This is a genomic window from Kribbella sp. NBC_00382 (assembly GCF_036067295.1).
Classification (GTDB): Bacteria; Actinomycetota; Actinomycetes; order Propionibacteriales; family Kribbellaceae; genus Kribbella.
The window spans coordinates 2,719,876-2,741,371 of record NZ_CP107954.1 but is presented as its reverse complement, the minus strand read 5'-3'; the positions used below and the strand labels follow the sequence as shown (position 1 = coordinate 2,741,371).

The 21,496-nt window shown below is 67.2% G+C and carries 21 protein-coding genes; 11 read left to right on the top strand and 10 right to left on the bottom strand.

Features of this window, described 5'->3' with window-relative positions:
* Complete coding sequence (locus tag OHA70_RS13560; protein ID WP_328332259.1) at positions 1-588, bottom strand: TetR/AcrR family transcriptional regulator; 588 nt, start codon at positions 586-588, stop codon at positions 1-3.
* A gap of 45 nt (positions 589-633) precedes the next feature.
* The gene (locus OHA70_RS13555; protein WP_328332257.1) at positions 634-1,428 is read right to left on the bottom strand and encodes an AraC family transcriptional regulator; all 795 of its coding nucleotides are present in this window, start codon (positions 1,426-1,428) and stop codon (positions 634-636) included.
* A 54-nt stretch (positions 1,429-1,482) separates the two neighbouring features.
* Between OHA70_RS13555 and OHA70_RS13550 the strand changes: the two genes are divergently transcribed.
* Positions 1,483-2,445 carry a zinc-binding dehydrogenase gene (locus OHA70_RS13550; protein ID WP_328332255.1) on the top strand — a complete coding sequence of 321 codons (963 nt, stop codon included), beginning with the start codon at positions 1,483-1,485 and terminating at the stop codon, positions 2,443-2,445.
* On the opposite strand, the gene OHA70_RS13545 is transcribed toward OHA70_RS13550, so the two are convergent.
* Positions 2,442-4,145 carry a threonine/serine ThrE exporter family protein gene (locus OHA70_RS13545; RefSeq protein WP_328332253.1) on the bottom strand — a complete coding sequence of 568 codons (1,704 nt, stop codon included), beginning with the start codon at positions 4,143-4,145 and terminating at the stop codon, positions 2,442-2,444. The two genes, OHA70_RS13550 and OHA70_RS13545, sit on opposite strands and share 4 nt — an antisense overlap.
* Before the next feature lie 226 nt (positions 4,146-4,371).
* On the opposite strand from OHA70_RS13545, the gene OHA70_RS13540 reads away from it, so the two are divergent.
* From OHA70_RS13540 to OHA70_RS13515, 6 genes are all read left to right on the top strand, one after another.
* A complete protein-coding gene (locus tag OHA70_RS13540) occupies positions 4,372-5,106 on the top strand; it encodes a cupin domain-containing protein (RefSeq protein ID WP_328332251.1) in 735 nt (244 codons plus the stop codon).
* A gap of 46 nt (positions 5,107-5,152) precedes the next feature.
* Positions 5,153-6,316, top strand: coding sequence for a Gfo/Idh/MocA family protein (locus OHA70_RS13535; RefSeq protein ID WP_328332249.1), 1,164 nt, complete (start codon positions 5,153-5,155; stop codon positions 6,314-6,316).
* Entirely contained in the window at positions 6,313-7,470 is a 1,158-nt protein-coding gene (locus OHA70_RS13530) for a dihydrodipicolinate synthase family protein (protein ID WP_328332247.1), read from the top strand. The genes OHA70_RS13535 and OHA70_RS13530 overlap by 4 nt, the downstream gene beginning before the upstream one ends.
* Positions 7,467-8,282, top strand: coding sequence for a sugar phosphate isomerase/epimerase family protein (locus OHA70_RS13525; protein WP_328332245.1), 816 nt, complete (start codon positions 7,467-7,469; stop codon positions 8,280-8,282). Before OHA70_RS13530 ends, OHA70_RS13525 begins: the two co-directional genes overlap by 4 nt.
* A gap of 32 nt (positions 8,283-8,314) precedes the next feature.
* Positions 8,315-9,073 (top strand): sugar phosphate isomerase/epimerase family protein, encoded by a 759-nt coding sequence (locus OHA70_RS13520; protein WP_328332243.1) that lies wholly within the window; start codon positions 8,315-8,317, stop codon positions 9,071-9,073.
* A gap of 254 nt (positions 9,074-9,327) precedes the next feature.
* On the top strand, positions 9,328-10,758 hold the full coding sequence (locus tag OHA70_RS13515) for a diguanylate cyclase domain-containing protein (RefSeq protein WP_328332241.1): 1,431 nt from the start codon (positions 9,328-9,330) through the stop codon (positions 10,756-10,758).
* Positions 10,759-11,095: 337 nt separating this feature from the next.
* On the opposite strand, the gene OHA70_RS13510 is transcribed toward OHA70_RS13515, so the two are convergent.
* On the bottom strand, positions 11,096-11,566 hold the full coding sequence (locus OHA70_RS13510; protein ID WP_328332239.1) for a hypothetical protein: 471 nt from the start codon (positions 11,564-11,566) through the stop codon (positions 11,096-11,098).
* A 59-nt stretch (positions 11,567-11,625) separates the two neighbouring features.
* On the opposite strand from OHA70_RS13510, the gene OHA70_RS13505 reads away from it, so the two are divergent.
* Positions 11,626-12,453, top strand: coding sequence for a hypothetical protein (locus OHA70_RS13505; RefSeq protein ID WP_328332237.1), 828 nt, complete (start codon positions 11,626-11,628; stop codon positions 12,451-12,453).
* On the opposite strand, the gene OHA70_RS13500 is transcribed toward OHA70_RS13505, so the two are convergent.
* Complete coding sequence (locus tag OHA70_RS13500) at positions 12,433-13,023, bottom strand: DUF6461 domain-containing protein (RefSeq protein WP_328332236.1); 591 nt, start codon at positions 13,021-13,023, stop codon at positions 12,433-12,435. The genes OHA70_RS13505 and OHA70_RS13500 overlap by 21 nt on opposite strands.
* Positions 13,020-13,502 (bottom strand): GNAT family N-acetyltransferase, encoded by a 483-nt coding sequence (locus OHA70_RS13495; RefSeq protein ID WP_328332234.1) that lies wholly within the window; start codon positions 13,500-13,502, stop codon positions 13,020-13,022. The genes OHA70_RS13500 and OHA70_RS13495 overlap by 4 nt, the downstream gene beginning before the upstream one ends.
* A gap of 133 nt (positions 13,503-13,635) precedes the next feature.
* On the opposite strand from OHA70_RS13495, the gene OHA70_RS13490 reads away from it, so the two are divergent.
* From OHA70_RS13490 to OHA70_RS13480, 3 genes are all read left to right on the top strand, one after another.
* Positions 13,636-15,219 (top strand): alkaline phosphatase D family protein, encoded by a 1,584-nt coding sequence (locus tag OHA70_RS13490; RefSeq protein WP_328332232.1) that lies wholly within the window; start codon positions 13,636-13,638, stop codon positions 15,217-15,219.
* Positions 15,220-15,298: 79 nt separating this feature from the next.
* On the top strand, positions 15,299-16,174 hold the full coding sequence (locus OHA70_RS13485) for an aldo/keto reductase (RefSeq protein WP_328332230.1): 876 nt from the start codon (positions 15,299-15,301) through the stop codon (positions 16,172-16,174).
* A 159-nt stretch (positions 16,175-16,333) separates the two neighbouring features.
* Complete coding sequence (locus OHA70_RS13480; RefSeq protein WP_328332228.1) at positions 16,334-16,690, top strand: tetratricopeptide repeat protein; 357 nt, start codon at positions 16,334-16,336, stop codon at positions 16,688-16,690.
* Between the two features lie 25 nt (positions 16,691-16,715).
* Here the strand turns inward: OHA70_RS13480 and OHA70_RS13475 are convergent, their stop codons facing one another.
* The 4 genes from OHA70_RS13475 to OHA70_RS13460 all read right to left on the bottom strand — a co-directional run bounded on the left by OHA70_RS13475 (position 16,716) and on the right by OHA70_RS13460 (position 21,453).
* Positions 16,716-18,392: a glycosyl hydrolase family 28-related protein gene (locus OHA70_RS13475; protein ID WP_328332227.1), complete on the bottom strand. Its 1,677-nt coding sequence runs from the start codon at positions 18,390-18,392 to the stop codon at positions 16,716-16,718.
* A gap of 106 nt (positions 18,393-18,498) precedes the next feature.
* On the bottom strand, positions 18,499-19,338 hold the full coding sequence (locus OHA70_RS13470; RefSeq protein ID WP_328332225.1) for a carbohydrate ABC transporter permease: 840 nt from the start codon (positions 19,336-19,338) through the stop codon (positions 18,499-18,501).
* Positions 19,328-20,182, bottom strand: a complete 855-nt coding sequence (locus OHA70_RS13465; RefSeq protein WP_328332223.1) for a carbohydrate ABC transporter permease — start codon at positions 20,180-20,182, stop codon at positions 19,328-19,330. Before OHA70_RS13465 ends, OHA70_RS13470 begins: the two co-directional genes overlap by 11 nt.
* 50 nt (positions 20,183-20,232) lie before the next feature.
* A complete protein-coding gene (locus OHA70_RS13460) occupies positions 20,233-21,453 on the bottom strand; it encodes an ABC transporter substrate-binding protein (protein ID WP_328332221.1) in 1,221 nt (406 codons plus the stop codon).
* Between the last annotated feature and the right edge of the window lie 43 nt (positions 21,454-21,496).

Sequence of the window (21,496 nt, the reverse complement as noted above, 5' to 3'; positions counted from 1 at the left end):
TCACGACAGCTCCGCTCGGGTCGCTCGGTCGAAGATCTCGGTCAGTTCGCGGGCGTAGGCCTTGGGATCCGCGCCGGCGACGAGCCGGCCGGCCGCGACGTCGATCGCCCCGCGCAGCGTCACGGCCATCAGCAGCGAGTCGAAGGTCCGGAAGGCACCAGTGCGCTGGCCCTCTTCGAACAGCCCGACCAGCCGCACCACCGCGCCGTCGGCCTCCTCCGAGGGCATCGGCGCAGCGCCGAAGACGATCTGCTGGACGGCCCGGACGTGATCGGGCTGCGCGGCGATGAAGTCAAGGTTCGCGGTGATGTACGCCGCGAGCAGCTCGGCCGGGCCGGTCGCCGCGTCGAGCGCCGGTCGCATGAACTCGGCGGCATCCGCGGTCACCCGCCGAAGCACCTCGGCCAGCAGTTCTTCCTTGGTCTGGAAGTGGTACGAGATCAGCCGCTTGCTGCTCAACCCGGCCGCCTCGCAGATCGCATCGAACGACGTCCCCGCATACCCCCGCTCGGCGAGCACACCGATCGTCGCCCCGACGATCTGCTCGCGCCGCGCAGCCGTAGTCTCCGCTCTCCCGTTTATCCGCATGTGTAAAAGTTACCCAGTTGGATAAAAAGAGTCAAGCGATCGGCTTCAGGTCGACGACGTCGTACTCGAGGAGGTTCGGTAGCGGCCGGGCGTAGTGCCGACGAGGTTGCTGAAGGCGGTGATGAAGCTGCTGGGGTTGGACCAGCCGCAGGCGTGGGCTACCTGGGTCGCGTCGTGGCCTTCGGCAAGTAGTACAAGGGCGTGACAGATCCGGAGCTGGGTGCGCCATTGGTAGAAGGTCATGCCGAGTTCGTCGCGGAGGAGCCGGCTGAGGGTGCGGGCACTGGCGCCGATCGTGCGGCCGAGCTCGGCCAGGGAGCTGTTGTCGGCGGGCTCGTCGTACAGGAGTTGCGCGAGTGCGCGCAGGCGGTCGTCGTGTGGCTCGGGTAATTGCAGAGGTTGTTCGTGAGCTTGGTCGAGTTCGTCGACGAGGACGCGTACGAGGCGAGACTGTGCGGCACTGTCGTGGCCTTCCGCGTTGTAGCTGCGTGGACCGGTGAGGGTGAGCAGTACTTCGCGAGCGAGGTCGGAGACGGTGAACACGGACGGCCGATCTGGCATGAGCCGAGCCTGCGCTGCGGTCAGGAAGAGGATCCGCATATCGGTATCGCCGTGGGCCCGGTGGTAGTGCGTGAACCCGCCAGGCGTCCAGGCCACTCGATTGGCCGGCACCACCGATGTGCCTTGCTCGGTATGGACCGACAGGACACCGCGAGCCGCGTACACCAGGTGTCCGCGCGGGTGGGAGTGCGCCGTACTGGTTCCGCCCGACGGCCAGTGGTGCACCCCGCCGGATGGCCAGAGGTGCAAGGTCTGCGGAGATTGGCGGCCAACGGGCATCGGTTGGCAGTTTACCGGTGGCCCGCCACAGCAGCTCCCGGCAACAGTTGAGGCATGCGAACGACGATGCGAGCAGCGGTCTGTGTCAGGGCGGGCGGTCCCGAAGTACTGGAGATCCAGGAGGTACCGATTCCGAAGGTGCGGGAGGGCTGGAGCCTGGTGCAGGTGAAGGGCGCCGGGCTCAACCGGTCCGAGCTGAGGACCCGGCAGGGGCATTCGCCCAGCGTGAGCTTCCCGCGCGTTCTCGGGATCGAGTGCGTCGGCATCGTGGTCGCGTCGACGGATCCCCTGGTACCGGAGGGCGCGACCGTCGCGGCGGTGATGGGCGAGATGGGCCGGGCCTTCGACGGCGGCTATGCCGAGTACGCGTTGTTGCCGAACAGCCTGCTGATGCCGATCACCACCAAGCTGCCGTGGGAGGTTCTCGCGGCGCTCCCCGAGACGTATCTGACTGCGCAGGGCTCACTCGACGCGCTGGGGATCAACGAGGGCAGGTTGCTCATTCGCGGCGGGACCTCGTCGGTGGGGATGGCGGCCGCGTCGATCGCCACCGGCCACGGCATCACGGTGGCTGCGACTACCCGGAGTACGGACAAGGCCATGGCGCTCGGTGTCGACCATGTCCTCATCGACGACGGTGAGTCCCTGGCCACGGCGGTGCGGGCGATCTGGCCCGAAGGCCCCGATTACGTCCTCGACCTCGTCGGGGCAAGGACCGCGGTGGATTCACTGCAACTGGTACGCCGTGGCGGCACGGTCTGTGTGTCCGGATCGCTCAGCGGGTGGTCGATCCCGGACTTCGAGCCGATCGCGATGATCCCGTCCGGAACCCGGCTCACGACGTTCCACAGCAAGGATGCCTCGGGCAGCACCGCCTTGCAGCGCATCGTCGACGAGGTCGAGGCCGGCGTCTACCGCCCCAACCTCGACCGCGTCTTCACGCTGGACGAGATCGCCAAGGCCCACGACCACATGGAGAACAACCAGGCCACTGGCAAGGTCGTCGTCATCCCCTAGCTGCTGCGACGGGTGCGCCGCGAGCGATGGGAACGAGAGCGCTCGGTACGCCGCCGTACCGGCCGCCGCGGACCCACCAGCCGCGGACCGGCCAGGCGATCCTCCAGACGGCGGGCTTCCCGGCGGATGGGCTGAGCCACGTATTCGCCAAGGATCACGCCTGACGCGAGGGCCACGCCGATGGCGACCGCGGTGGCCAGGGACACGATGCCGATCAGGTTGCCCAGGCTCATCAGCTCGAGCAAACCCTTGTAGATGGTCAGTCCTGGGAGCAGCGGAACCGTGCCCGAGACAACAACCACCAGTGGCGGGACACCCGAACGACGGCCCAGCGAGTATCCGGTGAGACCGACGATGAACGCCGCGGCCGCCGTCGACCAGGCTGGGCCGAACTGCGCGCGCGACATCAGCGTGAAGACGAGCGAACCCAGCGCGCCGACGACCGCGATCGGAAGCAGCGAACGCAGCGGTGAGTACGACGCGTAGGCGAACGCGACAGCCATCAGGGCACCGGATCCGACCATGATCGGGAGGTTGCTGAGCTGGATCGTCTGGGCCTCGATCGCTACCGGGAGACCTAGCTTGATGCCGAGGCTGATGCCTAGCGAGACGCCGGCGATGATGCCGCCGGTCAGCAACATGGCTTCGAGACTTCGGGCGGCGGCGGTCACGTAGTACCCGGTGATGGCGTCCTGGACCGCTCCGGTGAGGGCGATCCCGGCCAGCAACATGATGATGCCGGCGGCAACTACCAGGGATGGTTTCACTGGGGCGTGGACGGCGTACAGGATTAGCGCGACGGCGGTCGCGACGAAGGCGCCGGCCACCTGCTGGTAGAAGGCAGGCAGGCGCTGGCGGTTGAACCAGCGGTTGCTGAGCTCGATGAAGCAGGCGGTGACGACGGCGACCAGGGTGATCAGCCAGCCACCACCGAGGAGGAGGGTCGCGCCGCCGGCCATCACGCCCCAGGCGACTACTGAGCTCCAGCGGGGGAAGGGCGGGCCGGCCGAGACCATGCGGGCTAGCTCGCGGCTGGCTTCTTCGCGAGTGAGTTCGGCGCGGACGAAGCGGCGTACGAGTTGGTCGACGTCGGTCAGGCGGGAGAAGTCCTGGCCGCGGTACCGGACGATGCGCATGTGGGTCTCGGGCGCGACGTCGGGCGCGGCCTGGTACGAGATCGCGATCGAGGTGAAGGTGATGTCGACCTCGCAACCGCGCAGTCCGGCGGCCGCGGTGACGCTGAGGATGGTGGCCGTCGCGTCGGCGGTGCCGGCGCCGCTGGAGAGCACGACCTCGCCGATCCGCAGGGCGAGATCGAGAGTGCGATAAAGCTCACGCTGCTCATCCCGCGCGCGCTCGTCGGCCGCCTGCAATTCAGCCGACAGGTCATCGGCCGACAACTCACCGGTCGTCGGCTCGGACTCCCGCCGATCCCCTTGCCGCCGCTCGCTCTGCCGACGCTCACCCCGTCGCCGATTGACGGCCGGGAGATCGTCGGTCTCCCGGCTCGCGGCCGGCTCGCCCTGCTGCCGCTTCGATTTCTGCCGCTCAGCCGGCTCCCGATCAGCCCTCGTCCGCTCGATCTTCGTCCGATCCGCGCGCCGACGGTCGCCCAGGCGGAGGTCTTCCGTCAGGGTCACGTCGAGCGACGGCGGGCCGGTCTCGCCCCCGTCGGCTGCCGAATCCCCGCGCTTGGCCACCGTGCTCCTTTCGTCTTCTGAAACGACGCTAACGCCCAACGCCTCGCCGTACCCCATCCGCTGATCGGCACCCGTCCGGAGGCGCACTGTCCGGAATCGGCCTGCAACCGCTTTCCACCGACTTTCCCGACAGGTTGACTCGGCGTGACCGCCCACCTAAGGTTGCGGTCACGAGCCTTGGAAAGCCCTTTCCAAGGCTCCGGGGACCAACGCGGAGGAGACGCGCATGTGCGAGTTCGGCCCGGCCGCGGCGCTACCCGGCGGTATCGGCATCTCGCGGCTGACGGTGTACGACATCGAGGCGCCCGACGGCCTCGTCGGCGGCACCCCGCACGTCCACCTCGCCTGCTCCGAGGGGTACTACGTGATCGCCGGCTCCGGCGCGGTCCAGACCCTCAACCCGAAGGGCTTCACCGAGACCCCGCTGCAGGCCGGCACGGTCGTCTGGTTCGACCCCGGCACGATCCACCGGCTGGTCAACGGCGGCGGCCTGCAGATCCTCACCCTGATGTCGAACTCCGGCCTCCCCGAGGCGGGCGACGCCGTCCTCACGCTCCCACCCGAGCACCTCACCGACCGCGAGACGTACCTGAAGGCCACCACGCTCACCGGCGAGGGCGAGGCCCGTACTCCGTCCGCGATGGCCCGCCGCAACCTGGCCCTCGAAGGCTTCGCCGTACTCCGAGACGCGTACGCCGCCGAAGGCCCCACCGCTCTCGACGCCTTCTACGCCTCCGCTGTCCGCATCGTCCAGCCTCAACTGGCCGACTGGCGCAAACGCTGGGAGCAAGGCGCCCGCCGCCTGGCCGACGAAACCGGCGCCGCCCTCGAAGCACTCGAGTCCGGCAAGGCGCCGCACCTGCAAACCGCCGAGCTCCACGAGCTCCCGGCCCCCACCGAGTACGCCCGCCACGGCATGTGCGGCCGCCTCGACGTCTACGACCTGAACGAACGCCCGTGAGACCGCCCCACACCCCGCGCAGACCGCGCCGAAGAGAGGTAGAACAGTGAACGATCGACGCGTCGGCATCGTGATGAACGGCGTCACCGGCCGGATGGGCCTGCGCCAGCACCTGGAGCGTTCCATCGTGGCGATCCGCGAGCAGGGCGGGATCCCGGCCGCCGACGGCACGATGATCATCCCCGAGCCGATCCTGGTCGGCCGCAACGAGCTCAAGCTGAAGAACATCGCCGACCAGTACGGTCTGAGCCGCTGGACCACCGACCTGTCCGAGGCGCTCGCCGAGCCCGACGTCGAGATCTACTTCGACTCCCAGCTCACCCAGCTCCGGGAGAAGGGCGTCCGCGCCGCCGTCGAGGCCGGCAAGGCGATCTACTGCGAGAAGCCGATCGCCGAAGGCCTCGAGGCGGCCGTCGATCTGGCCCGTCTCGTCCGCGACTCCGGCCTGAAGAACGGCGTCGTCCAGGACAAGCTCAGCCTGCCCGGCCTGCGCAAGCTCAAGCGGCTCGTCGACGGCGGCTTCTTCGGCGAGATCCTGTCGGTCCGCGGCGAGTTCGGCTACTGGGTCTTCGAGGGCGACTGGCAGGAGGCGCAGCGGCCGGCCTGGAACTACAAGACCGAGGAAGGCGGCGGCATCGTCGTCGACATGTTCTGCCACTGGCGGTACGTGCTCGACCAGATCTTCGCCCCGGTCAAGTCGGTCTACTGCCAGGGCGCGACCCACATCCCGACCCGGTACGACGAGCAGGGGCAGGCGTACCAGGCCACCGCCGAGGACGCGGCGTACGGCATCTTCGAGCTGGAAGGCGGCATCGTCGCGCAGCTCAACTCGTCCTGGACGACGCGGGTGTTCCGGGACGAGCTGGTCGAGTTCCAGGTCGACGGAACCGAGGGCAGCGCGGTCGCCGGCCTTCGCAACTGCCACGCCCAGCACCGCTCGGCGACCCCGAAGCCGGTCTGGAACCCGGACCTCCCGGCCGCCTACGACTTCCGCGACCAGTGGGCCGAGGTGCCGGACAACGAGGTCTTCGACAACGGCTTCAAGGTCCAGTGGGAGATGTTCCTCCGCCACGTCGTCGACGACGCCCCCTTCACCTGGGACTTCGTCGAAGGCGCCAAGGGCGTCCAGCTCGCCGAACTAGGCCTCCAGTCCTGGCGCGAAGGCCGCAAGTTGGAGGTCCCCGCCCTCGACATCGAGGCGCAGCCGTGACCTTGTCTCTTCGCCTACCCGACGGCGCCGGCGGCCTGGCAACCTATGAGCTGACCGGTACGCCGGTTGCCGCCAGCAACTATGAGCCGGCGACTACCCGGTTGGCCTTCGCCGCAGCCCACGTCGTCTCGGACCCACTGGCCGACAACTCCCCCGGCGCCCCCGCAGCCATCGACTGGGACCACACCCTCGGCTTCCGTCGCCACCTCTGGTCGCTGGGGTTGTCGGTAGCCGAAGCAATGGACACAGCCCAACGAGGCATGGGCCTCGACTGGCCCGCCACACAAGAACTGATCCGCCGCTCGGCCGCGGAGGCGCCCGGTGGCCGCATTGCCGTTGGCGTAGGAACAGACCAACTGCCAGCGGGTACTCACACACTTGACGCTGTAATCGGCGCCTACGAAGAGCAATTGGCAGTAGCGGAAAGCGTCGGGGCCCAGCCCATCCTCATGGCCAGCCGGGCTCTGTGCGCGGCTGCCAGCTCGCCGGATGACTATCGGAAGGTTTATGACCGGCTGCTCAGCCAGTCGTCCCGGCCGGTGATCCTGCACTGGCTCGGGGCGATGTTCGATCCGGCGCTGGACGGCTACTGGGGCAGCGGCTCGCTCGACACCGCGGCGAACGTGGTCGTCGAGCTGATCGACGAAAACATCAGCAAGGTCGACGGCATCAAGATGTCGTTGCTGGATGCAAGCAAAGAGATTGCTCTGCGCAAGCGGCTTCCGGAAGGCGTCCGGCTCTACACGGGAGACGACTTCAACTACCCGGAGCTGATCCGTGGCGACGACGAGCACCACAGCGACGCGTTGCTCGGGATCTTCGCGGCGATCGCGCCGGCGGCCGCGGCCGCGTTGAAGGCGCTCGACGACGGGGAGCTGGCGAAGTACGAGGAGATTTTCGCGCCGACCGTCCCGCTGGCCCGGCAGATCTTCTCGGCGCCGACGTACTATTACAAGACCGGAATCGCCTTCCTGGCTTGGCTTAACGGGCACCAGCCAGGCTTCGGCATGGTCGGCGGGCTGCAGACCGGGCGGTCGTTGCCGCACCTGGCTGACACGTTCCGGCTGGCCGATGCTGCGGGCGTACTGACCTCTCCCGAGCTGGCCGTCGGACGCTTCAAGAGCCTCCTGGCAGTCGGCGGGATCGACGCATGAACCGCTACAGCCTCAACCAGGCGACCACGAAGTACTGGCCGCTCGAAGAAGTAGTTGCTGCCAGCACCAAAGCCGACCTCGACTGGATCGGCCTGTGGCGCGAGCCGATCCAGGAGTACGGCGTCGAGCGCTCGGCCAAGCTCGTCGCCGACGCCGGGCTGCGCGTTTCCTCCTTGTGCAGAAGCGGTTTCTTCACCGCCACCGACGCCGCCGAACGCCAGGCCAAGATCGAGGACAACCGCCGCGCGATCGACGAGGCAGCCACCCTCCGCACCAACGTCCTGGTACTCGTCAGCGGCGGCCTCCCACCCGGCTCGCGCGACCTCGACGGCGCCCGCGGCATGATCCGCGACGGCCTCGCCGAACTGGCCCCGTACGCCGGTGAGCGCGGCGTCCGTCTTGCGGTCGAGCCCCTGCACCCGATGTTCTGCTCCGACCGCTGCGTCGTCTCCTCCCTCAGCGGCGCCCTCGACCTCGCGGAGCAGTTCCCCGTCGACCAGGTCGGCGTGATCGTCGACGCCTACCACCTCTGGTGGGACGCCGACGTCTACCGCCAGATCGAGCGAGCCGGCGACCGGATCTGCTCGTACCAGGTGAGCGACTGGACCACCCCGTTGCCCGCCGACAACCTGCTCGGCCGCGGCATGATGGGCGACGGCTCGATCGAGCTGCGCCGCCTGCGCGAGGCCTGCGACGCCGCCGGGTACGACGGCCCCATCGAGGTCGAGATCTTCAACCAGGAACTGTGGGACGCGCCCGGCCAAGAGGTCTTCGACCTGGCCCTGGCGCGCTATCTCGAGCACGTCGCCTGACCCATCCAGAAACTCGAAGGAGCCATCTCCCCATGAGCGACCGGACTATCCCCGCTGACGGCATCGGCATGCACCTCTACACGATGCGCGAAGCACTCGCCGCCGATTATCCCGGCACCCTCCAGCGACTCGCGGAGATCGGCTACAAGACGGTCGGCGTCAGCGGCCGTTTCGGCCACTCGGCCGAGGAGATCCGCACGTACGCCGATGCGGCCGGCCTGAAGATCGTGCTCGAGCACGTCGGCTATCCCCGGCTGACCGACAACTGGGAGGGCGCCCTCGGGGACGTCCAGACGCTCGGCGGCCAATGGATCGTCGTACCGTCGCTCCCGGTCGAACTGCGCACGCTCGACGGGTTCCGGGAAGCCGCTCGCGCCTTCAACACCGCCGGACAGCTGGCGAAGAAGGAAGGGCTCAAGCTGCTCTTCCACAACCACGGCCACGACTTCGACGAGGTCGACGGCCAGGTGCTGTTCGACATCCTGCTCGACGAGGTGGAGCCGGACCTGCTCGGCTTCGAGCTCGACCTGTACTGGGTGGTCAACGGCGGCAAGGACCCGATCGACTACTTCCGCAACCACCCGGGCCGGTTCCCGGCGCTGCACGTTAAGGACATGGCGACAGACGGCTCCTTCGCGGACGTGGGTACCGGCACGCTCGACTTCGCCGCAATCTTCGCCGAGGCCGAGTCGGGTGGCGTCCAGCAGTGGCTGGTCGAGCACGACGCCCCTACCGATGAGTGGGAGTCGGCGCGTACGTCGTACCGGTCGCTGGCGGAGCTCAAGTATTGACTTGCTGAAAGCCGCGGGCTGATTCCAGCGCTTGATTCACGACGGTACGTGCCGGTAGGCGTATTCTCGTCACTGACTGCATGCGATCGATTCCTGCCCGATGTAATCGGTCGATCGTGCCGCGCTGGAGAGCGTCTTCCGGTGTGTTCGGTCTGTCACCCTGTAAGAGGGCCCTCACCACGGCGGGGTCCCGTGAGGCCGCCGACGCCGTGACGCCGGAGAGATCGCACGTGCAGAACGAGCCCACTGTACGGATGACGGCAGTACGCCGTCTGTACGAGGTGAGCGCCCGGATGGGCGCCGGGCGAAGCCTGGCCGAGACGCTGCAGGCGGTCGTCGACGGAGTCGTCACCGGCCTCGGTTTCGGGATCGCTGTGCTCAACCTGCGGCAGGCCGACGGCAAGTTCGAGGTGATCGCCGTGGCCGGCTCGCCGGAGGCCCGGGAGGCGCTGCTCGGCACGATCAGCGCGGGCGACATCTTCGACGCCGAGTTCGCGATCGCGGACAAGTGGGGCGGCCTGCGGTTCGTACCGCACGAGCGGCTGCCCGAGGGCGGCGAGATCGTCGGCTGGGTGCCCGAGATCCCGGTATCGACCGCGGCGGATGCCTGGCACCCGCTGGACGCGCTGTTCGCACCGCTGCATTCGTCCGACGGCGAGCTGGTCGGAATGCTGTCCGTCGACCTGCCCGAGGACCAGCGGCGACCGGGGCAGATCCATCGCGAACTGCTGGAGATCTTCGCGACCCAGGCCGGGATCGCGATCGACAAGGCCCGGCTGACCGATCAGCTGCTCGCCGAGAAGGCCCGGCTGGAGGCCAGCGAGACGACCTTCCGCCTGGTCTTCGAGGGCGCCGGCAACGGGATGGCGACGATCGCGTTCGACGGCCCGGAGGCCGGCCGGATCCTGCGCGTCAACGACGCCTTCTGTCACATCACCGGCTACACCCCGGCCCAGCTGGTCGGCACGACTTTCGTCGACTACCTGCGCGACGAGGAGACCGGCCAGACGAAACGCGAGATCGACCAGCTCGCGACCGGGCGCGGTCCGTACCGGTTCGAGCGCACCTTCCGGCGTACCGACGGCAACGACATCTGGCTGGGCGGTACCGCCGCGATCGTCGACCAGGGCGTCGACCAGCCGCGGATCATCCTGATCCAGATCGACGACGTGACGGCGCGCAAGGACGAGGAACGCGAACTGCGCCACCACGCGGCTCACGACCCACTCACCGGGTTGCCGAACCGGCGGTTGCTGCAGCATCGGTTCAATGCGGCGCTGCAGCGGTCGCGGCAGAGCGGGCGGCGTGGGGTTCTGTTGTTCTGCGACCTCAACCACTTCAAGCAGGTCAACGACAAGTACGGGCACGAGGCCGGCGACAAGGCGCTTCGCGAGATCGCCGATCGGTTGCTGACCGAGGTCCGCCACGGCGACACGGTGGCGCGACTGGGCGGCGACGAATTCGCCATCCTTGCCGAGGACATCGACGGCGACGACCTGGATGTGCTGATGCGGCGGATCGACGAATCCATCAGTCGACCGCTGGAGGGCATCGACGTACCGGTGACCGCCAGCATCGGCACCGCGATTGTCAGCCCGTACGCCGCCAACCTCGACGAACTCCTCCGCACCGCCGACAACGCCATGTACGAAGCCAAACGCGCCTTCCGAGCCAGCCAAACCTGACCAACCGAGCCACTTGAGGCGTGGCGCTGAGGCTCCGTCCATCAGTCGTCGACCTGTACACGGCGCAGCGCGCTAGCAGCTGGGGGCATGTGCCGCTCGACAGGAGGTAGTCGGGACTACTGCCGAACGCCACGCTCACGTGAGCGGCAGCCGGCCGCTGTAGGGGGACTACCTCCTGTCGAGCGGGACAGATCAGGACGCGCCGGCACGTGGGGACATCAACTCAACGCGAGCACCGCACGCGCGGCCTCCGTATCGCGCGACGGAGGGGCGTTGTCACGGGTGGGCGCGAGCATCCAGAGCCGGAGCGACGTCGGAAGGGGCGGCCGCGTGGGGATTAGCGGGTTGGCCGTTGGCGGCGGCGGCGTTGTTTGCGGTCGGGCTTGGGGGCTTGGTGGGGTTCGGATTGCCAGTTCTGGAGGATGGCGATCGCTGCCTCGTTGTGGCGGTCGACCAAGGGCATCACGCGGTGGATGTTGGTGAAGGCGAAGATCGGGGTCCAGTGGGTTTTGCCGTCGGTGGACTTCCAGCGGACGGCGGGGAAGTCGGTGATCGAGGTCACCTCGTCCCGCGCGATCCGGCGGTTGCGGAACAGTCCGTGGACCTCGATGCCCTCGTCGTCGGTCACCACGCCGAGACGCCACCCGAACAGTCCGATGTAGACGGCGGCCGCCAGGCTCACCAGGCCGACGCCGATGACCACGCTCAGATGCACGTCGCCATACAGGGCGACGACCAGTACACCGGCCAGAACCGGCCAGACGAGTGCGCTGGAGATGCGGGTGATCAGCAGGGGTTTCAGTTCCACCTGCCCATTCTCGCTCAGTTTGGTGTACCGCTCTTCTCCCCCTACAGCAGAATGTCGCCATGCAGCAGCAGTACGACCCATCGCCGGCAGCGCTGAAAGCCCTCACTGGTACTTACTGGTCTGCGCAAGGCTGGCGGTTGCCCAGCGTCCCGCCACCACCTGCCGAGTTGGCTGCCGCGATCGCGGCCGGCGTGATGTTTCCGACCATCCCAAAGCGGTCCCACGACGAACTGGTCGGCGAAGTACGGGACTTGGCCAAGTCCGTGCCGATCGCCGACGCAGGCCAGGCATTCGTCGCCAGCCTCAGCTCCCACCGCCTCGACCTGCGCTCAGCCCTGGGATCGCTGGCGGTCGCCCGTCACCTGCCGGCCCACACATTCCAGGAGCACGAGCGCGAGCGGTTCTGCGCGGTCTGCGGCCTCTACCCAACCAGTTCCACCGACCCGAACGTCATGAACTTCGAACGATTCAAGTGGGGTGGAGTACGCCGCGACCACCTCGACTACATCGCCTTCGATCTGGAGCAGTTCCTCCGGGCCCCTCGGCTCACCCCTGTGGCCGCCGACCTGGACCTCGGCCGAACCCTCCTGCGAACTTTGCGAGCCACACCCGCCGAAGTGACTGCCGTGAAGGCTGAGGCCCAGCTCAAGCTGCCGAAAAGCAACAAGTCCCAGCGCCGCAACCTACTGGACATCCTTGGCGTCTGCGGAGTCCTCGAAACGGCCGGCCACCGTGGCTATGCCGACAACTGGGTCGACTACTGCGACCGCGAGCAACCGTCGCGCGCCTACGTTGAAAGCACCTACCCCGTCTCCTGGTGGACAGGTGCCGACGGCGTTAACGAGCGCAACGCCAGACTCTTTCTGTCAGCTCTTGAGGGGAGCTAGTCCGCACAAGTACTCAGCTGACTCCAGCATCTCGTTGGTCAACCGTACGCCGGTGAGGTGCTCGGCGAGGGCGAAGGCGGCCGCCGTGTGGAGGTTGTTGACGTCGTCGCTGTCGGTGAGGTCGAATCCGGCACGCTCCATCGCGTCGAGTTGACCATCGGGGTCGCTTCCGTCGCGGGTGTCGGGGAACAGCGGCTCGAACTGCAGGCGCAGGTCGCCGTCCACCATCCAGTAGAAGTAGTCGACGGCGTTGACGTTCTTGAAGTGCGAGACCACCTGGGTGCCGGCGGACAGCGGTTCGATCACCTTCTGGGTGACGCCGAGGTAGCCGTTCTCCTCGACCAGAAGAGTCCAGTCGCCCACCGTGGTCGCGCCGATGTAGAGCCGCTCGCCGCCGTGTTCATCCGGGACCGTGTCGACGAACGCCTTCAATCCAGTGGCTCGCCCGACCACTTCCGCGTCGATCCGGGCGAGTGCCTCCGAGGCATCGAGTCCTTGGATGAGGGTCAGGCAATAGGCCTCACTGATTCGGCAATCCGGCTCGAACCAGAGGTAGTCGTCAGCGCTCATCCACCGAGGTTAGTCAGCGCCTGGTCCGTCAGGCGGTAAACCGTCCACTCATCCTGCGGTGTAGCGCCGACGGACTTGTAGAAGTCGATGGCGGGGGTGTTCCAGTTGAGGACTGACCATTCGAGGCGTTCGTAGTTGTTGGTGACGCATTCCTGGGCGAGGGCCGTCAGGAGAGCCTTGCCAAGGCCTGAGCCGCGGTGGAGGGGGCTGACGAAGAGGTCTTCCAGGTAGATGCCGTGGACGCCTCGCCAGGTGGAGAAGCTGAGGAACCAGATGGCGCAGCCGACCACCTCGCCGTCGGCCAGGGCGACGTGGCAGAAGGCGGCGGGAGCCGGGCCGAAGAGCGCCGTCGACAGTTGTGCAGCGGTCAGGTGGCACTCGTCCGGAGCCTTCTCGTACTCCGCCAAGGCGTAGACCAGCTCGACGATCGCCGGTACGTCGGAAGGCTGGGCGCGGCGAATCCGCTCATCAGTCTGCATGCCGCCCATCCTGCCGCGTTATCCGTTCACCGCGATCAGGTAATCAGCGGCAACCGTTTACCTAGGCGTAGCCGCTGGGCCATCTGGCGACTGAAGGCTGGGGCTCCACCGATCGCTCACCGGAGGAATGCTCATGGCTGTTTCACGTCGTCGCTTCATCGGACTCGGAGGCGCGGGTGCCGCCGGCGCGGTGCTGCTCGGTACTGGCGCCTGGGACGCCTCAACCACGTACGCCGCCCCGGCCGGCGCAGGCAACCCCTTCACCCTTGGCGTGGCGTCCGGCGACCCGCAGTACAGCAGTGTCGTGCTCTGGACCCGGCTCGCGCTCGACCCGTTCGCCGTCGACGGCAAGGGCGGCATGCCGGCCAAGCCGGTCCGCGTGGAGTACGAGGTCGCCCGCGACGAGCGCTTCCGGCACCTCGTACGCCGGTCCAGCGTGGTCGCGACTCCCGAGCTCGGCCACTCGGTCCACCCGGAGGTCAACGGGCTGCTGCCGGATCACGAGTACTACTACCGGTTCCGTACCGGCGGGGAGATCTCGACGGTCGGGCGGACCCGGACGACCCCGCATCCGCTCAGCTCGCCGCGTGAGGTCCGGTTCGCGTTCGCCTCGTGCAACGCGTGGCAGGACGGGTACTTCACGGCGTACCAGCACATGGCGGACGAGGATCTCGACCTGGTCGTGCACCTGGGCGACTACCTCTACGAGTCCGGCGTGAAGACCAACAAGCGTGGCGTGGTGACGGATCCCCGCTTCCACACCGAGACGTTCGACCTGGCCCGGTACCGGCTGCAGTACTCGCTCTACAAGACCGAGGCGCCGCTGCAGGCCGCGCACGCGGCGCATCCGTGGATCCACACGTTCGACGACCACGAGGTGGAGAACAACTGGGCGGGCGACCTCTCGCAGGCCGACACCGAGCCGGATCAGGACCCGGTGATCTTCCGGCAGCGCCGCGCGCAGGCGTTCCAGGCGATGTACGAGAACCTGCCGCTGCGTCACCAGCAGATGCCCAAGGGTCCGGACATCCGGTACCACCGCCGCCTCCCGTACGGCCGGCTCGCCGACTTCACCATCCTCGACACCCGCCAGTACCGCACCGACCAGCCGTGCGGCGACGGCGACTCAGCAACTTGCGACGACCGGTTCGATCCGGACAACACGATGCTCGGCGGCAAGCAGCGCAAGTGGCTGCTCGACGGATTCCGCCAGTCCAACGCCCGCTGGCAGGTGATCGGCAACCAGACCCCGATGGGCCAGACCGACATGGATCCCGGCCCGGACACCCATGTCTGGCTGGATCCTTGGGACGGATATGTTGCCGAGCGCAACAAGGTACTCGCGGCCGCGCAGGACAGCGGAGTACGGAACCTGGTCGTGATCACCGGCGACCGGCATCAGAACTACGCCCTCGAGCTCAAGCGCGACTTCGCCGATCCCAACTCGCGTACGGTCGGCACCGAGTTCGTCGGTACGTCGATCACCAGCGGCGGCGACGGCGCCGACACCACCCCGCAAGGCGACCAGTTCCTCGCCGCCAACCCGCACCTCAAGTTCTTCAACTCCCAGCGGGGCTACGTCCGTGTCACCGCCGACCAGCACCGCTGGCGCTCCGACTTCCGCGTCCTCCCCTACGTCAGCACCCCGGACGCCCCGATCAGCACCCGGGCCAGCTACGTCGTCGAGGACCACAACCCGCACGTCCACCAAGTCTGAGGCATTCAGCAATCCTACTGCTGACTCTCAGTGGTTTTTACTGTTGGAATACTGATTGGCGGCGGGTAATGGTGGGGGTATGGCTTCTGAGACCCCCACCACCCGCAAGATCGGCGACGTCCAGGTCAGCGCGATCGGACTCGGCGGCATGCCGATGTCGATCGAAGGCCGGCCCGACGAGAGCCGGTCGATCGCGACCATCCACGCCGCGCTCGACGCGGGCATCACGCTGATCGACACCGCCGACGCCTACCACCTGGACTCCTCCGACATCGGCCACAACGAGACGCTGATCGCGAAGGCGCTCAACTCGTACGGCGGTGACACCTCCGGCGTACTCGTCGCGACCAAGGGCGGACACCTTCGCCCCGGCGACGGCGCATGGACGCAAGACGGTTCGCCCGAGCACCTGAAGCAGGCGGCCGAGGACTCGCTCAAGCGACTCGGTGTCGACGCGATCGGCCTGTACCAGTTCCACCGGCCGGACCCGAAGACGCCGTACGAGGAGTCCATCGGCGCGATCCGCGACCTGCTCGACGGGGGCAAGATCCGGATGGCCGGCATCTCCAACGCCAACCCGGCGCAGATCCGGCAGGCCAACGAGATCCTCGGCGGCCGGCTCGTTTCGGTGCAGAACCAGTTCTCGCCGGCCTTCCGCTCCAGCGAACCCGAGCTCGACCTGTGCGACGAACTCGGCATCGCCTTCCTGCCCTGGTCCCCGCTCGGCGGCATCTCCAACGCCTCCGAGCTCGGCGACAAGCACCCCGCGTTCCACCAACTGGCGGCGGACCTTGACGTCAGCCCGCAGAAGCTCACCCTCGCCTGGATGCTCGCGAAGTCCCCGGTCGTCATCCCGATCCCCGGCTCCAGCCGGCCGGAGACCATCCGCGACTCCTACTCCGCCGTCGAGCTCACCCTCACCCCGGAGCAGGTCGCGACCCTCGACGCGTCCTGACTTGTGCCGCTCGACGGGAGGTAGTGCCCGTACGGCACGCAGTCGTCGCTCACCTGAGCGTGGCGCGCGGCCGTCCACCCGACTACCTCCTGTCGAGCGGGACACCGTCCCTCGCCGGCCCTCGGAATACGGCTGGCGGCGGACGGTGTTGAGGAGCGCATGGAGGACATGCGCGCGTTGAGTTATGGCCTTGGCCAGCAGTACTTCGACGAGCGGGACTATCGCGGCGCGATCCGTGCACTGCTCCCGGTCGTCGAGGAGACCCCGGAAGACGTCGGTACGCGGCTCTTGCTGGCGCGTGCCTACTACCACTCCGCTTCGCTGAAGCCCGCCGAGGAGCACCTGCTGGTGATCCTCGAGCGGGAGCCGACCGAGGCGTACGCCCATCTGCTGATGGCCCGTACCCTCGAACGCCTCAGCCGTGGCGACGAGGCCATCAAGCACCGGCGAATCGCCGCCGCCCTGACCGGCGACGATTCGCTACTGGCTTCGCAGAGCTACAGCACCAAGAACTAGCTCCGAGCCTTAGCTGCGGGCAGTTCTAACTCCGAGCCCGCTGGGCGGCGTACAGGTCGGCGACCGAGGGGCGCGACGCCAGTTGGAAGGTGCCGTTCTCCAGGTCCCCAGGGAAGTCTCGGGGAAGGCCACTGCCCGCAGTGGCCAACCCCTGGAGGCCGACCGTGATGCTGCGCGGAGCCACGTCGGCGAGGTCGATCGCATAAGGGACGCCGCTGGTGATGCGGACGTTCCAGTGCGCGATCCGCGCACCGAACAGCGGACCCGAAGCCGCCGAGCCACCCACCCGGCCGTTGTTGGTCAGCGTGATGTCCGTCCGCGCGTTCTCGAACGGCATCGCTCGATGAGTGTCGAAGGTGCCTTCGGCCATCGTGCCGCGACGCCAGACGTTGCCGGCCGACAACCCTTCCAGGTTGAGACCGTGATGCAGTGAGCCGTCCGGCAGCGGCACCGAGAACTTCTCGATCTCGAAGCCGTCGACCAGGTTGTCATGTGATTGCATCCGGCAAGCAAAGCTGTGGTGAGCCGACCGGCCACCGACCGCCACATCGGTGAGCGTGACCGCCTTCGTGGTGGTGAAACCGAACCCGAGATCACAGTTCTCGACCCGTACGTCATCCGCCCAGCAGTCGTGAACCGCCTGGAAACAAAGGCCGTTCGACCCAGGATGCCGATTGTGGATCGTCATCGGCCGCAGCTCGTTGCGGATCGTCAGCGACTCCACCCCGACGTCATGCAGCGTCGGACCGATCTCCCGCAGCCGCGACGGCCAGCTCGCACGCAGGTCGTAACGCAGCGGCTGGGCCAACCTCACCAAGCGGTTCCCCAGCACAGCCTCGATCCGTACCGGCCACTGCAGCGTCGCGTACTGGATGTACTGCCCACCAGACCCAGTCGTCAGCTGCGGCGCCTTCACCGGCCAGTCATAAGCGCTGACCCCGGAAACGTCCCCAGCCACATGCCGCAGTACGCCGGCATCCGCGGGATTGTCCGTCTCCAGTACGACGAGATCGCCCGCCGCGAGCCGACTCGTGTCCGACACGACCAGCGTCCGCTGCCCTCGCGACGCCGACCCAACTGAAGCCAACGGGTCGCCGAGCAACCACCCTTCCGAAGCAGCGAAGTCCTCAGCCTCGGACTTGGCCTTCCGCTCCGGCGCGATCACCCAGATCTGCCCGCCGGTCCACGACCACCGGCTCTGCAGGCTCGGCTGTAGGTTCGGCCGGTACGACTCCTCGAGCGGCCGGGTGAAGTGCAGGATCGTGTCGTCGGGGCCGGAGCCCTTGAGGACCACGTTCGACCACTGGATCCACAGCGGCGAGTCGAGCCGGTACGTCCCTCGCGGTACGACGACAGTGCCGCCGCCGTGCTCACCGGCGTACCGGACGGCTGCGGTGAAGGCGGCAGCGGAGTCAACCGCAAGGTCCGCCCGAGCGCCGAAGTCGGTGACGCGGGCGACGACCCGCGGCCGACGTGGGCGTTCGCCGCCGCCGTACCCGGCGTGCGAGATGTCCGGGATGAGCGGATGCGTGCCAGGCGCGTCCGCCCACTGATCGAGCAGCTCAGCCGAGACATCCTTCGGACTGCGGGCCGCAGTTCCACTCGACGGAACTGCGGCCGCGGGCAGTGCGGCAGCTGCAGGCAGCGCGGCAGCACCACCTAGCAACAAACGGCGGGAGAGCTGAGGACGGTCCTGTCGCATGATGGCGCTCCTCGGGGCGGTGAGGTTTCGCATGGCGGGACCTAGTTTCACTGGGCGGGACCAATCTGACAAGAGCTCGGAAAGCCTTATCCGAACGGCAGAGGCCCTATCCCTTGAGCCCCGAGTGCGCGATCCCTTCGACGAACTGCCGCTGGGCCAGTACGAAGACGAGCAGCACCGGTACGACGGTCAGGGAGGCGCCGGCCAGCTGGACGTTCCACATGTTGCCGCCGTACGCGTCGGTGAACCGGGTGAGCGCCTGCGGCAGGGTGAAGAGCTTGGGTGTGGTGAGGTACACGGTTGGCTCGAGGTACAGGTTCCAGGACGACATGAAGGTGAGGATCGCGACCGCCGACGCGGCCGGCTTCGACAGCGGTACGCCGATCCGCCACCAGATCGCGACCCGACCGAGCCCGTCCAGCCGGGCCGCCTCCTCCAGCTCCAGCGGCAGCGCGATGAAGAACTGGCGCATGATGAACGTCGCCAGCACACACGGCGCCGCGAACGAGGTGACCAGGATCAACGGCCAGTGCGTGTTGATCATCCCGGCCCGCTTGAACATCTGGAACAACGGCACGATCGTCGTCTCGCTCGGCACCAGCAATCCGGTCAGCACGATGACGAACAGGACATTGCGACCAGGAAAGCGAATCCGTGCGAAGGCGTAACCGGCCAGACTCGACACCAGCAACACGATCACTGTGACGACGACCGCGATATAGACGCTGTTGAAGTACTGCCGCCCGAAAGGCTGGAAGGCAAAGGCTTCCGAGTACGCACCGACCACCGGATTCTTGGCCAGCAAGGTCGGCGGCGACGCGAAGATCTCCCGCAACGGCTTGAACGAGGACGCCACCATCCACACCGTCGGCACCACGAACGGCAGGCACAGAACAGCCAGCGCCAAGTACCAAACACCCCGGCGCACCAAAACATCACTCTTCATGGAAGACCCATTTCCGACGCAGCTGCCATTGCAGAATCGTCAGCACCAGCACGAAGGACAGCAGCATCAAGGCCAAGGTCGACCCGTACCCGATGTTGTTGAACTCGAAGGCCTGCTGGAACACGTAGTACACAAGGACGGTCGTCGAAACCCCTGGTCCGCCTTGCGTCAGTACGGCGATCTGCGCGAAAGCCTGCAGCGCCCCGACCACCGTGATGACCCCGGTCAGCAACAAGGTCGGCGAGATCATCGGCAGCGTGATGCCGAAGAAGACCTTTCGGCTGTTGGCCCCGTCCACCCGGGCCGCCTCGTAGAGTTCCCGCGGAACTCCTTGCAGAGCGGCCAGGAAGAGTACGACGTTGACCCCGACGCTGCGCACGACCTGCGCGAAGATGACGCTGACCATCGCCGTCGGCCCCTGCTGAAGCCAGTTCGGTCCGTCGATCCCGACCACGGACAACAATCCGTTGATTCCCCCGTTGTCCTGCAGCAAGAACCCCCAGACCAGCGTCCACGCGACCACCGAAACGACCACCGGCGAGAAGAAGATCGCCCGGAAGGCGGTGACGCCCGGGAGTCGCCGGTTGAGCAGAACCGCCAGGAGCAGCCCGACCGAGAGATTCAGGACGACAACGCCACCGGAGAAGATCAGTGTGGCCAGCAAGACCTTGGGCAACTGCGGATCGTTCACCAGGTCCGAGTAGTTCGATCCACCGTTGAAGGTCATCTCGCCGGTGAAGACGTTCCAGGTGTTGAAGCTGTAGTAGATCGCCAGTCCGACCGGCAGCAGGACGAACAGCAGTACCCCGAGCATCTGCGGCGCGACGAACAGATACCCCGCCAAACTGTCTCGTCGCCGACCGGTCCAGTAAGCACTCCCCCTCGAAACGACACTCATTTCAGCAGCGGCTGCAATGCGTCACAGGTCTTGCCGAGCACGGACTTGATGTCCGCGTCCTTCGCCCAGATCGCATCCAGCGCAGCCTTTCCCTTCTGCGAGATCTCGGCCGGCTTGGTGTGGTTGGGCAGCGTCACTGCGCCGTTCAGCTGGTCGATCACGGCCGCCTGCAACTGCGCGGCGGACAGCTTCTTGTTCACCGCGGCCAGCTTCGGGCCGGTCAGCAGCGACTTGCGCGGCGGTGGGAAGTACTGGGCGAGCTTGGCCGCGTTGGCCGGATTCGTCAGGTAGGCAAGGAAATCCGTTGCCTGCGGCACGTGTTTGCTGGATTTCAGGACGCCGACGCCCGCCTGCCCGATCACCGAGTACTTCCCGGACGGCCCGGTCGGCAGCGGGTAGACCGAGTACTTGAACGCCCCGTCGAGCAACGTGGCCCGCGACACCTGGGCAACCGTGAACGCCGCGTCGCCCGCGAAGAAGTCAGCCTTCACCCCCGGGCCTGGCATCGACTTGTCGACGTAGATCGCGTCGTGCAGGAACTGGAACGCCGAGACCATCTGGTCGCTGTTCATCCCGCACTGCGTACCGTCCTCGTTCCACGCGGACGCACCCCAGCCCGGCCAGACGGTCCCCAGCATGTTCCAGCCCGAGTAGTCGAAGTCCCGGATGACGAAGCCGGCCTTGCCGGTCTTGGCGTTGACCGCACCACCGATCTTGCTGACCTGCTGCCAGCTGAGATCGCCCTTGCCGACCGTCTGACCGGCCTTGGCCAGCAGATCGTTGTTGACGTAGAGGGCGAAGGGCGAGTTGGAGAACGGGTACGCGTAGAGCTCGCCGTCGCGACTGAACTCGGCGGTCACGCTGTCCACCAGATCGCCGTACTCCCAACCGGCCGTGCCCTTGAGCTTCTCGGTCAACGGCGCCAGCGCCTTCGCCGCGATCAGGTCGTGCGAGATGTCGCCCATCCAGGCGAGGTCAGGGCTGTTGCCACCGGCGAGCTGCGTCGTCAGCGTGCTGTTGTAGTCGGCGAACGGCAGGCTGTCGAAGGTGATCCGGCGAACGTCGGGATGCTCGGCCCGGTAGGCGGCCGCGATCGAGTCGAACAACGCCAGCTGGTCCTTGTTGGAGGTCCAGACCGTCATCCGCAGGTCGACACCGCCGGCCGATTCCGCCGCCGGCGACGAGCCACCACCACACGCCACCAGCGCGAGCACCATGCTCCCCACCGCGGCTGTTCCGAACACTCTCCTGGTGATTTTC